The organism is Burkholderia sp. b14, from assembly GCF_900156195.1.
Taxonomy (GTDB): domain Bacteria; phylum Pseudomonadota; class Gammaproteobacteria; order Burkholderiales; family Burkholderiaceae; genus Mycetohabitans.
In genome coordinates, this window is record NZ_FTPJ01000002.1 from 157,150 (window position 1) to 171,649 (window position 14,500).

Genomic DNA, 14,500 nt, shown 5'->3' on the forward strand with positions numbered 1-14,500 from the left:
CTTATGGACTTTTTCCTTGCACAAAACTCTTGACAACTTTCTGCTCATAGAAGTCCGCCCTGAACAATTCGGAAACGCTGGTGCAGTAAGGCTCTGAGGCCGGAATGGTATGGTGGGATTTGCAAGAGACGGGCATATTAGCGTGAATTTCCTGCAAATTTCGACGAGGGTTGAATGGGTCCGAAGACGCCGGTGCTAGAGGGGGATTTGTTCCGCCAGCCGCTGCGCGAGCAGATCAACTTGAAGCATCCGTTAGTTCGTCTGGCCGATCTGATAGAGGTGGCTGAGTGTCTGACGTCAACTAAAAAAGCCGCCGACGACAACTAAAATGCAGTGAACTAGACTAAAACTGACAGTGGTTGGTTTTTCATGCTGGCGCGCGTTGCCGCTACGGGCTACGCCCTGCGCGGCAACGCGCGCCACGAACAGCAAGGGGTCCGCCATGACTCAGGAACAGAAGGTCATCCGTGCCAAAGTCGGCATGCTCGAACTGGCCCGGCAACTGGGCAACGTCAGCCAAGCTTGCCGCGTGATGGGTTACTCACGCGACAGCTTCTACCGATTCAAGGAACTGTACGATAAAGGCGGCGAAGCGGCGCTGCAGGAAATCTCCCACCGCCGCCCGCTGCCCAAAAACCGCGTGGATCCGCAGATCGAGGCGGCCGTAGTTGAACTGGCCCTGGAACTGCCCGCTTATGGTCAGATCCGCATCGCCAATGAAGTGCTCAAGCGCCATGCGTTAAAGGTCTCGCCTCAGGGCGTTCGCAGCATCTGGCTGCGTCACGATCTGCAGACCATGAACAAGCGTCTAAAGGCGCTGGAAGCCAAATCCGCTCAGGACGGGCTGGTGCTGACCGAAGCCCAGTTGGTCGCGCTGGAGCGCGCCAAACAGGAAAAAGAGGCCCACGGCGAGTTCGAGTCTGAATGTCCAGGCTACTGTGGCGCGCAGGATACATTCTATGTCGGTAGCCTCAAAGGCGTAGGTCGTGTTTATCAACAAACCTTTGTCGACACCTATTCGAAGGTGGCATTGGCTAAGCTCTATGATCGCAAGACACCGCTGCCGGCGGCTGACTTACTCAATGATCGTGTTGTCCCATTCTTCGACAGTTTCGGCATCCCGCTGCTGCGCGTGCTCACGGATCGTGGCACCGAATACTGTGGCAATCCCGAGCATCACGAATATGAGCTGTATTTGGCTGTAGAAGACATCGACCATACCCGCACCAAGGCCAAGTCGCCGCAGACCAACGGCATCGTCGAACGGTTGCACAAAACCATGCTCAACGAGTTCTATCGGGTGGTGTTCCGCAAGAAGATCTACGAATCGATCGACGCCTTACAAACCGATCTTGATGCATGGCTCGATCAGTACAACAATGAACGTGAGCATCAGGGGCGATGGTGTTATGGCAAGACGCCCATGCGCACCTTCCTCGATTCACTAGCACTTGCCAAGGAGAAACTCATTCCACATTGACCGCTTCTTTTCTATCGGCCCGACTATCTGTCAGATCAAGTTCCGGCTAATACAACTAAAATTGCCGCCCTATGCTGCTACGGGGGCTGATGCCGTCGGCTTGTCGCCGGCAGCTTTTGCCCGATAGCTTTCAACGCTCATCAAGTCAAGAATGACACTGTGATGAACGACGCGGTCGATGGCCGCGAGCGTGGTCATCGGATCCTTAAAGATGCGCTTCCACTCCGAGAACACGAGGTTTGTCGTGATGATGATGCTCTTGCGCTCGTAGCGCTCAGCGAGCAACGTGAACAGCACTTCCATTTCATCTCGGTTATGCTGGACGTAGCCGATGTCGTCCAGAATAAGGCACTCAAAGCGATCTAGCTTTGCTAGTTGCTGCAGCAAACGCAGATCGCGCTTTGCTGCCAGTAGCCGCTGCACCAAGGCCCCCGTGGATGTGAACAGGACCGGGTACCCTTGCTCGACGAGCGCGTGCCCCAATGCGCAGGCAAGATGGCTTTTCCCGGCACCAGGTCGGCCGAGCGCAATCACATTGATGGCATCCTTGAGGAAGCTGCCGCTACGCAGCCGCTCGATCTGCAGGCGAGTGGCCGGATCGAATCTTTCCAGTTTTAACGTGCGCAAGTTCTTCTCGGGCAGCAGTTCGGATTGCCTCAGTAGTCGCTCGATTCGGCGCGACGCTTTCGCGGCACGTTCGATACGAGCCAGCTCGAGAAGAAACGCCTCATGAGTCAGTCCTTCCTTTTCCGCTCGCAGTGCTGTGTCTTGCACAGCTGCCGCCATGGCACCGAGATTAAGCGCACGAAGCGACACCAGCAATTCTTCACGGGCGTTATGCATGATTGCTCCGCGACGGGATTAGGGCGTCGTAGTCGCGCAAGTTGATGGCGGCCTTGCCGATTTTCGGCACCGGCGTCAGCGTAGGGCTTGCGACGAGTTCGCGCACGACATCGAGCGTCGGTATGCGATCTTCATGCAGCAAGCGGCCGATTGCTTCGTCAACTTCCGACTCGGATGTGCTCGCAGCTAAATGCAACAGGCGAAGGTATTGCTGGTCCGCCTTTGTCGGCATTGTGGCAAGCAGTGCGTCGTAGGCCCGGCGAAACATGGTCGTTGGAAACAGCTCGTCTCTGTAGCAGTAAGCCGCGAACGCGCCGGGCTTTCTCACCAGTGACCAGATCAGATGCCGATAGTCGATTCGCCGCTGATTGCGCCCGCTTAGGCGCGGCAGAGTCAGAACATGTGCCGTGCCGTGGTAAAGATCCAAGTTCTCCGAGCGGATGCGCGCCTTCAGCGTGGCGCCGATCAATCGTGACGGCACCGAGTAGTGATTGTTGAGTACCCGAACCAAACTAAAACGAGAAACGCGCACCGTGACCTCGCGCGTGAACTCCAGCGGCGCTGCGGGCAGCGCTCTAAGCGCGGCTCGCTCCGCCTCGAATCGTTGCGAGCGCGTAAGATTGCGCTGCCGAATAAGTTCGCCAAGGAAGTGTTCGTAGTCGCTGCGCGTTGCGAACTCTCGCGTGCCGCGAACCCGTAGCGCCTGGTCCACGGCCTCTTTGAGGCGAAAGTGCGATTGCTCGACGTCGCCGTTTTGGTTCGCGCATCCGGCCGTGTTCGCTGATGGCTGCATGCCGTAATGAGCAAGCAATGCACGATAGTTCTGCGTGAACTCATGCATGCCTTCGCGATCGAGCTCGCGTACGGCCGCACTCAGATTATCGGTGCGATGCCATTGTGGAACACCGCCGATCTGCCACAGGCACGCTTCAAGCCCCTCAGCCAGCGCCTCAAAGCTCTCGGAGAAGCAAATGCGCACGGCCTCCACGTTCGAGTACGTCAGCACCAGGTGGTAGAGCAGATGCGGGAATGCCGTGCCCGAGATCGTTACTTTGAGCCTATTCATTGAAGTGAAATCGGATTGAGCCATGCGCCCGGGCACATGCTCCTGTGCAAACATGACTTCTTGTTCCGGGCCGTGACGAACTCGCCACGCTTGGATGTGCCGCTGCAACGTGCGCAGCTGGCCTTCTTGATATCGCCCCGGAAACGCCTGGCACAGCAGCGTGAATAAGGTCTTGGCCTGCAATGCCGGATCTCGCTTGAGATGCTCCTCAACCCATGGCCAATCGACGTTAAACGGATTGTCCCGCGTGCGATGCATGCGCGGCTTCTTCATTTGACTCGGTAACGTGCCAGCACGCTCGTACTTACGGAGCGTGCGCTCACTCATACCTGTTCGCGCTGCCGCCAGCTTCTGACTCGCTCCTTTACGCCGTTCTTCACGCAACAATTTGATTTCTCCGTCTTTTTTCATGCTGGCTCCGCAAGGAGCCGCATGATAGCGACGGCCGCAACCTCAACAGTTCAGCCGCCCAACACCGGCAAATCTAGTTGTCGCCACCGGCAAAAGTAATTGTCGCCAGACAGGCTGAGCAAATTTGGACAGTTGGATAAGTGGAAAGGAGGGGGCCTGAACCGGCGATAATGCTGGCAAAGGAACCTGGAAGATGACGAAGAGAACGAGACGGACGCACTCAGCGACGTTCAAAGCAAAGGTGGCGCTGGCGGCGGTCAAAGGCGAGCGGACGCTGGCCGAACTAGCGCAGCAGTTTGATGTTCACGCGAACCAGATCACGGAATGGAAAGGGCAGTTGCAGACGCGCGGCAGACGTGTTCGGCACGGCTGGCACGTTCTCGAGTGAGCCGCCGGTAGAGCTGAAGGCGCTGCATGCGAAGATCGGCCAGTTGACCCTGGAGCATGATTTTTTAGAAGGCGCGCTCACCAAAGCGGGATTGCTGAGCGCAAAGCGATGATTGACCGTACGCATGCGCTGCCGGTTTTGCAGCAAGCACGGCTAGTGGGCATCGCAAGATCGAGCGCGTATTATCGAGCGCAGCCGACGAGCAAGGCAGATCAGTTGCTGATGCGACGAATCGACGAACTGCATATGGAATTTCCGTTTGCCGGAGCACGGATGCTGGCGCGTTTGCTGTATCGTGAGGGGCATAAGGTCGGCCGCCGGCGTGTGCGCACGCTGATGAAGCGCATGGGCGTCGAGGCACTGTACTGCAAGCCGAACACAAGCCACCGCAACGCGCAGCACAAGCTCTGGCCGTACCTGCTGCGCCGCATGAAGATCGAGCGGGCCAACCAGGCGTGGGCACTGGACACGAGCTACATTCCGATGGCGCGCGGCTTCGTGTACCTGACGTCGGTCGTGGACTGGACAAGTCGCAAGATCCTCGCGCACCGAGTGGCCATCACGCTGGAAGCCACGCACGCTGTCGAGGCGCTCGAGGAAGCGTTTTCGCGCTACGGACAGCCCGAAATCGTTAACACAGACCAAGGCAGCCAGTTTACGGCGAACGCATTTACCGAGGCCGTGCTGGGCCGAGGCATCCGACTGTCGATGGATGGCAAGGGAAGCTGGCGCGACAACGTGTTCGTCGAACGGGTATGGCGCAGCATCAAGTATGAAGAGGTCTATCTGAAAGCGTATGAGTCGGTCAACCATGCCCGGAGCTCCATCGGCGAATACATCAAGCTGTACAACCAGAAACGCCCCCATTCGAGCCTGGCAGATCAGACGCCGGATGAGGCATACTTCGCGACGCTGCCTGCGATTAAATCGGCAGCATGAGTGCCCCGGATGTTCCACCTAACAAGCACGAAAAAATGTCCGAACAACCGAGGCCACTTCTCATGATCCGGCGGCGCAGTGCAATCGAGCCGGTCATCGGCCATATGAAAGCAGACGGTAAGCTCGATCGCAACTGGCTCAAAGGCGCGCTTGGCGATGCCATTCATGCGGTGCTGTGCGGCGCCGGCCACAACCTGCGCATGATTCTCAGGAAGCTGCGGCTTTTTTACGCTTTGATCCTGGTTGCTCTGCTCGATCGCGATGCTCACAGGTTGTCGGCAGCATGAACTCGCCGCAGAGCAAAGCGTATTGTTCAGGACGGGTTATCTATTTGCCATTTGCTGGAATTGCTTGCTGCTCACCGGTTTGTAGCGCGTTGCGGACTGTAAATTAATTTCAGTCACGTTATTGACACAACACATCATTTCATCCTTCGCCCGCAACTGGAGAGGCTTGCTGACATTGTCGCAAGTCGCGTATCTGTGCCGCACTTCTGGAGCGAGCGAAGCAACGCGACGAAAACGGCCTTCTAAAAAGTGAAATGATGTCCGCGAATCGCACAGGTAAGCCTTGTACTCATGTGATTGCGTGTCGGATTTTATTCAGTGCAAAGCCGCTTCGAAACATAGGAGATACTAAGCCGCCAATTATCATGGCCCATTTGCCAACGCTCCTTGTTACCCGCTCGACGGGGAAATATGCTAAGTCCAGCAAGCTAATAAGCATGCTAACTATGAGTAATGGATTAATTCAACCTAGTGAGGCGGCAATGTGCAGAATATCTGCAGTTATATTGATTTTTTTGTTTTCGCTTGTATCAGTACCTGCTTGGTCGGACATTGGACGATACACCACGGCTACGCCCGCTCCGCAGGACGGGGTAATGCGAGTTCAGGGAATCCAAATTACGGATATCGTGGCAGAAGATACTGCTTGCCCTGAGAATGGTCGTATAGCAAGAGATGCTAATGGAACGCCCCTCTTTTGTCAGTCCGGTCGCTGGTCCTACGCAACTGCAAGTGGCGGAAAATATATTTGTATTGGGCGAGAAGAATGTGGTTTCTCATCTGCAAAAAGAATTGAGGGCGATATTACTATGCTCTATTTATCCAAGAGAAATGAATCAAAGAAGACGCAGTGGTTCATGATTCATAGTATTCCCAAAGAATATGATCATGGAGTATGTCGTGCGGGAGGTATTGTGGCTAAAGAAAAGCCGGAATGGCTTGGGAATGATTTCATCAATCCAATACCATCTTCTCCGCCAAATAAATATGCTTTTGTAGAAAATGGAGATCGAGATTGCAGCGTAGTTATCCCCGTTCCACCGGGATCAGTTGGAACACTTTGGGTTAACAATGTTTCCGCAAGACAAGATGGCTCGAAAATTAAGGGAGATAGTTGGTTTTATAAAGTTTCTATATATGAGTAAGCGATTTTAAATGGTTAATATCATATGCTGCCTTGGGTAGTGCTCGAGGTGGCACTTGTGCAATTCTTGTTTAACTTCATGGGAGTGCTGCTTCTGTATGGGTGGTGTGAGGAGTAGGTGATTCATCGTCGTTAAACTGTAACTATACTTCACCACCCAAGTCATACGACTTGCCGATTGCTTACATAATGACGGAAGGACATAGCCAAGCGAACTACGAAGAATGCTATAGGAAGAGCTTTGTGTAATATAAACAACGGAGTTAATAATTGGACAAGTACAATAACTTACTTTTTGCTGCTCTCTCGCAGTGGCCGGTATCGCAGCCAGTGCAACCAGTATCGCTTCCGGGGCGTTATCAGAATTTTGGGACGGGTCTCCCTCAGTTTAGTGGCCACCTCTGCGTTAAGATTTCCGGCTGCGCTTCCTCTAGAGCGTGTTAGGCACTTTTGATCAGAGTTGTTACCCTGTGGGGATGACAGAACGCAAGCCTTACCGACGGATGTATCGAACGAGGAATGGAGCTTTGCCACTGCCTACCTGACTTTAATGAACGAAGGCGCACCGCAGCGTTGATACGAACTGCGCGAAATGTTCAACGCGCTGCGCTGGATGGCGCGAGCGGGTGCATCGTGGCGTATGCTGCCGACCAACTTCCGCCGTAGGAACGAGTCTATCAGCAAACGCAGCGTTGGCTGAACGCGGGTTGCTTCGAAGCGGTGATCAACGATTTGCGTTCGGTGCTGCGCGTGGCGCAACAGCACCAGGCACAGCGCAGTGCAGTGCAGTTATCCTGGATGGTCGCACGTTGCAGTCCACGTGCGAAAGCGGTCCGCGTGCGGGCTACGACGATCATCAGCGCAAGCAAGGCAGTAAGGTATATGGCTGAGGACACGCTGGGTCTGCTGCTGGCGGTGCACATTACGCCGGCCAACGCGCAGGAGCGCACACAGGTGGCCGAGCTTGCACGTCAGGTTCAGCATGTCACCGTTCAGACGGTGAAACTTGCATTCGCTGACTGGGGCTCTACGGGCGACACGCCTGCGCAGGCCGGTCGCGATGAAGGCGTGGAGCTGCAGGTCATCAAACTGCCTGAGGCAAAGAAGGGCTTGGTGCTGCTGCCACGCCGCTGGGTGGTCGAGCGCAACTTCGTCTGGCTTAACTGGTTCAGGCGACTGGTCCGCGACGACGAGCGCCTGCCCGAAACCCTGGCCGGCCTGCATTTCGTCGTCTTCGCTATGCTCATGCTGTACCCATTATGAAAAGTGCATAACACGCTCTAGGGCATTTGACAGCAATCGCATCGGTGAAGCCGTGCCACGCTAAACAGCGGCGTCACGCCCAAAATTTCGCCGCTTAAGGTCGCGGTCTTTCAACTAGGCTATTTCCCTCACAAAGCGACCTTAGGCTGGCTGCCAGCGGCCCAGGCCACACAGTATCCAAATAAAGTTACCAAGAGCCTGGCCGTGGCGAGTCTGCTGGCTGCTGACGCGCCCCGCGCACAAGCCGTAGCAGCGCCGTACAGGTACACGGCAACCCAAAACAATTTTTGTAGAACAAAAAAAAGCGGGCCCCATTTGCTGGGACCCGCGTCAGTATTGGTGCCGGCTGCAGGACTCGAACCCGCCACCTGATGATTACAAATCAAATGGGCATCCGACGGGGAATTCGTTGACTATTCAATGTGTTTCGCCGAACAGCAATGCATTCAATTTCCATCCGCTGCGATTTGCCCAGACGCAAAACAGGATGTGTTTTTTCTCCACGCGCGGACACACGAGGGCAGCCAACGGTTCGGGGCGACGCGACAGGCGACGTCGATAACGAGAATACCCGCGATCATCGATGAACCAAGTTCCGACGTTCTCAACGATACTCTATCGCGCTGTTTGTAGTCCTGGCTGGCACTATCCGGGAACGTTGATAAGCCGCAATGGCTGCGATGCGCACGGTGGCCGCTGCTACTTCGAAGTCGAACTCTTTCACTGTTAGGGTTTTCGGTAATTAATACCGATTCGTGCAGCGATACAGCAAATACCCGTAATTAATTCTCCTGGAACCACCCCTACGGCGGCTCGTTATGTGTAAAATTCGGACGCTGAAATCAATTCGTAAGGGTTGTAACAGGAATGAGCGTGGAAGTTTTTCTGGCATCGGCCATTGGCCACCTGAACGGAGTGTTGTGGAACTACATGCTGATCGCGCTGTTGCTGGGTGCGGGAGCATGGTTCACATGGCGCTTTGCCGGCATCCAGCTTCGCGCGCTGCCGCTGAGCGTGCAGACGCTGTTTCGCGACGATGGCGAAGGCAAGCGCAAGGGCGATGGCATTTCCTCGTTCCAAGCCTTTGCCACGGGGCTTGCGAGCCGGGTCGGCACGGGCAACATCGTGGGCGTCGCCGTTGCGTTGAGCGCGGGCGGTCCCGGTGCGATCTTCTGGATGTGGCTGACCGCGCTGCTCGGCATGGCGCTCGCATTCGTTGAGGCCACGCTCGCGCAGATATTCAAGGTGTCCCATCACGACAACACTTTTCGTGGCGGCCCGGCCTACTATATCTGGGTTGGATTGCGTTCCAGGCGCCTCGGGATGGTGTTTGCCGCATCGTTGATTCTTGCGTTCGGCCTCGTGTTCAACGCGGTGCAGGCCAATTCGGTCGCGGACGCACTGCATGCGTCGTTCGGCACGGACCGGGTTGTCACGGGAGCCTTGCTGATCGTGTTGATCGCGCCGGTGATCTTTGGCGGGATTCGCCGCATTGCACGCATCGCGCAGTTCCTCGTGCCGGTGATGGCCTTCGGCTACCTTGCACTGGCCGGCTACGTACTGTTGGCACACTTGAGTTCGTTCCCGGCGGTGATCGCGTTGATCGTGCGCAGTGCGTTTGGCCTCGAGCAGGCGGTCGGCGGCGTCGCAGGCTACGCCATCAGCCAGATCGTCGCGGTCGGTATCAAGCGCGGACTGTTCTCAAACGAGGCGGGTATGGGTAGCGCGCCGAACGCGGCAGCGACCGCCACCACGCGCCATCCTGTCACGCAGGGCCTGATCCAGATGCTCGGCGTGTTCGTCGACACGATCCTGATCTGCAGTGCGACGGCGTTGATCATTTTGTTGTCTGGCGAGTACCAGCCTGGCGCGCCGGTCGAGGGTGCAGTGCTCACGCAGCGCGCGATGTCCAGCCATGTCGGCGATTGGGGCGCGACGTTCCTGACGTGTGCGATCTTCATGCTCGCGTTCTCGTCGATCATGGGCAACTATGCGTGTGCCGAGGGCAACGTCATGTTCATCACACGGCGCAAGGACGTGTTGGTCGGGTTCCGATGCGCGGTGCTCGGCATGGTGATGTTTGGCAGCGTCGCGAAGTTGCCGCTGATCTGGTCGATGGCCGACTTGAGCATGGGGCTGATGGCTACGATCAACTTGTTGGCAGTCTTGGCGCTTGGCAAGTATGCACGCGCTGCATGGCTCGACTATTGTGCTCAGCGTAACGCTGGCATCGCGCAACCCGTGTTCAACCGGCACACGATCACCGGCTTGGATGCGATATTGCCGGAGGGCGCATGGAGTGGCGATGCATATCGCCCTTCCGCCGCCCGACAGAGCATTGGCACGCAATCGGTTTCGAAAGGAGTGCGCTCGCGCTCGGTGCCGGCTTGGGCAACCGACTCCAAGTAACTGGCGATAATGTTGTCGGCGCTGCGGTGCTGCGGCGTCGCGTGGCTGAAAGCCGCAGCCGTGGCGCCCGCGGCGCCACGCGCGGTTGACGGCATGGCTGCCACAGGTACCGTACTGCTGTGTACTGTGGCGGCATGGGCGGTGCGGGCGCACTGGCCCGATCGCAGTGAGTCGGGCAAACATCTGTTGGCCGGCAGCGTTGCTGTAGGGCTTCCATCTTGGCACGGGCTGTTGTGGGCTTGAGCAGGGATGCGGCGCCGCTGTGATGGCCCTGTTAGGTGCGCTGCAGCCGCTATTGACGGCAGTTGTGGCATCGCGGTTGTTTGGAAAGCGACTCTCGTCGCTAGGTTGGACGGGCTTTGTTGGTGGGCTTGGCGCAGTGACGCGTCCTGCTGCCTAAACTCGCAGCGCATGATACCGCTGTGCTGCCCCATGCGGTCGCTGGCGCGACCGGCACGGCGCAGTGGATCGTGGTGATTGCGGCGATCTTCGCGGTATTGTCGATCATGGCGGGGACGCTGTATCAGAAAGCTTCGTTGTCGAATGTGCATTTGACCAGCGCCGCCGCGTTACAGAACGCCGGCGCTGCGCTGGACGCCACCGCTTTCGCGCTGGTGCTTGGCGAACACCGCTGTGTCGCCGCGCCCCAACTGTGGGCGTAGTTGGCATGGGGTATCGTGATGCCGTCGGGTTTCGCGACGACCCTGCTGGTCCGGATGGTGCGACGCGGTGACGCCGGGTGACGGCCCTGCTGTTCCTGGTGCTACCGTTGGCTGCGTCTGGAGTTAACTAGGCGTTTGGCGAAACGTTGCTGCCGGTGCAATGGATCGGATTCGCCGTCGCGTTGGCGGGCGTGCTGCTTGCTCGCATACGAGCGTCCGCCTGCTAAGCTGGTTGTCGATCGTGTATGCGGGTGTTTTCTTATATGCTTGAGTGCGCGCGAGTTGCCGCATCCGGGAGCGGCGGCACTCGGATGGTTGGAGCTAAACGTGACGACGACTGTACTTCTTGTCGACGACGACCCGGAAACCCTCGCTGCCTGGGCCATTTGCTGCACGCAGCAGGGCTATGGGGTGCAGAGTGCCACTGACGGCGGGCATGCGCTAGCGCTGCTCGACGCGACACAAATCGATATTGTCGTGGCCGATTGGCGCATGCCCAGGATGTCGGGGAGCGCATTGTGTCAGGCGATACGTAATCATCCCGTGCTTGCCGACACGCTGTTCATTCTTGTGTCGGGCGAATCCAGTCCGCCCGCGTTCGTCCGCTACGACGCGTTTCTGCGCAAGCCGCTGGATTATCCTGAATTGTTTTCGACGATGCGTCGGTTGCTTGACGCGCGTGCCGAGGAGCGTGCCGCGACGCGCAGGCTGCCGAGCGTCTGATGCCTTCCGCGGCGTGGCGCTGGCTCCTGGCCGCTACGTGTGCCCGGCCATTGGCGCTGGTGCCTGCAAGTGATCTAGGTCCCTGGCCGCTGGGCGCTGCACGGCCTTGGTTGGACGGCTGATTGAACCTACTGGTCGCCGCTCTGCCCGGCGTGGGTGCCGCACGCAACGATGCAATTGTGTTCGCGTTGACCATTCAGTTGGCGTTGCGCGGTGCCGCTGACATAACCTCATAGCGCCATCGTCGTTGCCGCAGGCTCCGGACGACTTGCTGTTGCGTGTGGCTCAGCTGTATGACGGCGATCCGCCGCAACTGCACCGCCTGATGCAGGCGTGCGCACTGGCGGTGGATGGCCGACTTGAACGTCGGGACCGCGGTGGCAGCAGCGGAAACCTTTGCACTGGACTCGCAATACATCAAGCGGACGCTGCCCGCGCAACATAGCGTATTGCGGGCAGCAGTCGGATGCCGCGTCCGGACGGGCTTGTCAATGGTTGATTTGCAAATAGTCGAGCCTGCGGTAGCTGAATCCGCGACCGACTAGGTTTGCGAGCGGCTCGTTCTGCGGGTGGCTGGAAACGGCTGAATCCGCAGGCAGATGAGTTTGCAGGCGAAGGGGGCTACGTATGGCTGAGCCGGCGGAGCCTGCGAATGGTTGGATGTGCAAATGGTTGAATCTGTGAATAGCTGATCTGTGAAGGATTGAATCGGGACAACGCCAATGGCCGACAACGAGTTCACTTATGTTGAGCACTTCCATGTGATTACCGGGGGACCAGGATCGGGCAAGAGCATGCTGCTCGACGCACTGCAGGCGGCTGGCTATGCGCGTTCGGTCGAAGCAGGCAGGGGGGGTGATCCAGGACCAGGTGCGGATTGGCGGCCCAGCGCTGCCGTGGCATGATCCCGTGTTGTTTGCGCAGTGGATGCTGTGCTGGGAGATGCGCTCGTATCATTTGGCTCACGAGCGCAGCGTGCCGGTACTGTTCGATCGAGGCGTGCCCGACGTCGTCGGTTATCTTCGTCTCTGCGGCTTGCCGGTGCCGCCACACGTGCTACGCGCCGCGCAATCGTTTCGCTATAACCGCCAAGTATTTATCGCGCCTCCTTGGCGCGAGATTTTTGTGCAGGATGTCGAAAGAAAGCAAGATTTCGACGAAGCACGGCGCACATACGACGTGATGGTCTCGACATACGATACGCTGGGCTACCAGTTGGTCGAGCTGCCTTGCGGGCCGGTGAGTGAGCGGGCCCGGTTTGTCATTGAGCAGATCGCGCGCGGCGACCACCGCGGCGGTCACGAGGGCTGTCGATCGTAGTGGATCGCCCTGGCGTGCCGGCGCCGGTCCCCACCGCTGCACGGCGCGTCGATGCGAACGGTCAGCACAAGTCATAATAGGATCGCTCGCAACAAGCCTCCTTCCTTGGACGTATCGCTGGCAACTCGCCGTACGTCGTTCAAACGCGGTGTAGTACTGTGCGGCACTGGGCATGCATACAGCGCCTGGTGCAAATCTGGTATGTCACGTTGGCGCGACCGGCAGCGTTTGCACGCGGTGCGATCGTCGGCAGCGATTGCCGTTCTGTCAACGGTTTGCGCTGCATATGCCCAGTTTACCCACAGCCTTCCCAACACATTCTGGGGATAACACGATACCGCGGCAAGCTATCGGTCCGCACCGTCGCCCCGCGCAGTCTCTGCGCAAGTCGGCGCGCTTGCACAGGCTACGACATTGCAGCCGTTTTGCATTGGACTTGCGGTGGCCCGGGCGCCGGCGTCGCGACCAGACCATAGACGTCGAACACGAACCACGTAATCAGCGGCACGCGTTGCACGCCTGACACGCATACCGCCTCGTCCGAGTGCGGAAAGTCGTGCTCCGGCGATGGTGAGAACAGAGCAAGCAACGAGGCATCGTGGCGGCCGCTCAGTCCGAGGTCGGACAGCGCCTCTGCTTCGATGTTGTGAAGGCGCCGCCATGTCAGTGGCTCGTCGCGAACCCGATAGCGTCCGGCGATCGCATGCACGATTCGCCGCAAATCGGCGGCGGCGCGATCAAACGCCCGTTTCGAGAAAAATGCGTCGTCCATCTTCATCTCCTTGTGTGTGTATACTGTGTATTTATACAGGTGTTGAAGCAAGCCACGTTTTTCCGGAGGTGCCACAATGCCCGACAAACCCATGCGTCGCTCGATGCCGCAGGTGGCGGCATTCGTGGATGCACTACGGGCGGCGTTCGGCGACGTGGAAATCGATTCGATGATCGCGAGCGGCATGGCCGGCGAGCCGGTGTTCTATGCACGGGAAGGGGGTGAGTCGATCGGCACGCTTGTGCCGTGCAGCAGTGAAGGGTGGCGTGGTGCCGGCCTGGCCGCGCGCCACTATTGTCCCGGCTGCAGTGGCGATTGCGTCGGTACCGCACGCCGCTGCATCAAGCCGTAGCAGCCCCGTTTTCTGTTGGCGCGACAGGCACTTAGCATGCGTATCCAATGGTTGTCCACATCGTTGCAAACAAAATTTGTGAATAAGCCGGTGTAGATTTGGGCGTCGGTGGCTGCGACACCCATCGGGTGTCGAGCGCTATCGTTCAATCCAATGAGAGTCGAAAATGATCTTTGCTTGCCGGCCTCGACTCGCGTGCCTGTGGCTCGTCGTGTTGTTTTTTTGCCACCGCGCAACTTGTGCTTGCGCATATTCATCTCACTCGGTAGTTGCCAGGGCCCAGCGACACGATCAGTCTCGCGCAGCAGGACGTATGAATTGCGCCGCTTGGGTCGGTGATCATTGAGCTGACCGACGTGGCGTGAAAGCGGTGTCGGCCGGCACGAACTGCGCAAGGTCAGCTGTTCGTTGCACGTTATTGCGCGGTGGGGAACAAGTGCC

The 14,500-nt window shown here is 57.9% G+C and carries 12 protein-coding genes and 3 pseudogenes; 12 read left to right on the forward strand and 3 right to left on the reverse strand.

Features of this window, described 5'->3' with window-relative positions; all coding sequences use genetic code 11:
• Positions 1-174 precede the first annotated feature (174 nt).
• On the forward strand, positions 175-327 hold the full coding sequence (locus B0B13_RS18155) for a hypothetical protein (protein WP_170872330.1): 153 nt from the start codon (positions 175-177) through the stop codon (positions 325-327).
• Between the two features lie 115 nt (positions 328-442).
• Positions 443-1,480, forward strand: coding sequence for an IS481 family transposase (locus tag B0B13_RS01850; protein WP_076793855.1), 1,038 nt, complete (start codon positions 443-445; stop codon positions 1,478-1,480).
• A gap of 69 nt (positions 1,481-1,549) precedes the next feature.
• Here B0B13_RS01850 and istB read toward each other — a convergent pair whose 3' ends face one another.
• Positions 1,550-2,323 carry an IS21-like element helper ATPase IstB gene (gene istB / locus B0B13_RS01855; RefSeq protein WP_076794072.1) on the reverse strand — a complete coding sequence of 258 codons (774 nt, stop codon included), beginning with the start codon at positions 2,321-2,323 and terminating at the stop codon, positions 1,550-1,552.
• Entirely contained in the window at positions 2,316-3,800 is a 1,485-nt protein-coding gene (gene istA / locus B0B13_RS01860) for an IS21 family transposase (RefSeq protein ID WP_076794074.1), read from the reverse strand. The genes istB and istA overlap by 8 nt, the downstream gene beginning before the upstream one ends.
• A 193-nt stretch (positions 3,801-3,993) precedes the next feature.
• Here istA and B0B13_RS19915 point away from each other — a divergent pair, with 193 nt between their 5' ends.
• The 9 genes and pseudogenes from B0B13_RS19915 to B0B13_RS01905 all read left to right on the forward strand — a co-directional run bounded on the left by B0B13_RS19915 (position 3,994) and on the right by B0B13_RS01905 (position 12,935).
• Positions 3,994-4,188 (forward strand): transposase, encoded by a 195-nt coding sequence (locus tag B0B13_RS19915; protein ID WP_502686583.1) that lies wholly within the window; start codon positions 3,994-3,996, stop codon positions 4,186-4,188.
• A gap of 90 nt (positions 4,189-4,278) precedes the next feature.
• On the forward strand, positions 4,279-5,127 hold the full coding sequence (locus B0B13_RS01870) for an IS3 family transposase (protein WP_502686587.1): 849 nt from the start codon (positions 4,279-4,281) through the stop codon (positions 5,125-5,127).
• 62 nt (positions 5,128-5,189) lie between these two features.
• A pseudogene (locus tag B0B13_RS01875) lies at positions 5,190-5,414 on the forward strand (IS5/IS1182 family transposase); the annotation flags it as partial.
• Positions 5,415-5,860: 446 nt separating this feature from the next.
• The gene (locus tag B0B13_RS17505) at positions 5,861-6,559 is read left to right on the forward strand and encodes a hypothetical protein (protein WP_170872331.1); all 699 of its coding nucleotides are present in this window, start codon (positions 5,861-5,863) and stop codon (positions 6,557-6,559) included.
• A gap of 459 nt (positions 6,560-7,018) precedes the next feature.
• Positions 7,019-7,821, forward strand: a pseudogene (locus tag B0B13_RS01880) (IS5 family transposase).
• Between the two features lie 873 nt (positions 7,822-8,694).
• Positions 8,695-10,230, forward strand: a complete 1,536-nt coding sequence (locus B0B13_RS01885) for an alanine/glycine:cation symporter family protein (protein WP_338893376.1) — start codon at positions 8,695-8,697, stop codon at positions 10,228-10,230.
• A 422-nt stretch (positions 10,231-10,652) separates the two neighbouring features.
• Entirely contained in the window at positions 10,653-10,892 is a 240-nt protein-coding gene (locus B0B13_RS17510) for a hypothetical protein (RefSeq protein ID WP_139337275.1), read from the forward strand.
• A gap of 327 nt (positions 10,893-11,219) precedes the next feature.
• Entirely contained in the window at positions 11,220-11,615 is a 396-nt protein-coding gene (locus tag B0B13_RS01895; protein ID WP_076788726.1) for a response regulator, read from the forward strand.
• Between the two features lie 722 nt (positions 11,616-12,337).
• Positions 12,338-12,935 (forward strand): annotated as a pseudogene (locus B0B13_RS01905) (AAA family ATPase).
• A gap of 406 nt (positions 12,936-13,341) precedes the next feature.
• Here B0B13_RS01905 and B0B13_RS01910 read toward each other — a convergent pair.
• On the reverse strand, positions 13,342-13,707 hold the full coding sequence (locus B0B13_RS01910; RefSeq protein WP_235091578.1) for a DUF2471 family protein: 366 nt from the start codon (positions 13,705-13,707) through the stop codon (positions 13,342-13,344).
• Between the two features lie 76 nt (positions 13,708-13,783).
• Between B0B13_RS01910 and B0B13_RS01915 the strand changes: the two genes are divergently transcribed.
• A complete protein-coding gene (locus B0B13_RS01915) occupies positions 13,784-14,059 on the forward strand; it encodes a hypothetical protein (RefSeq protein ID WP_076794082.1) in 276 nt (91 codons plus the stop codon).
• Positions 14,060-14,500 lie beyond the last annotated feature (441 nt).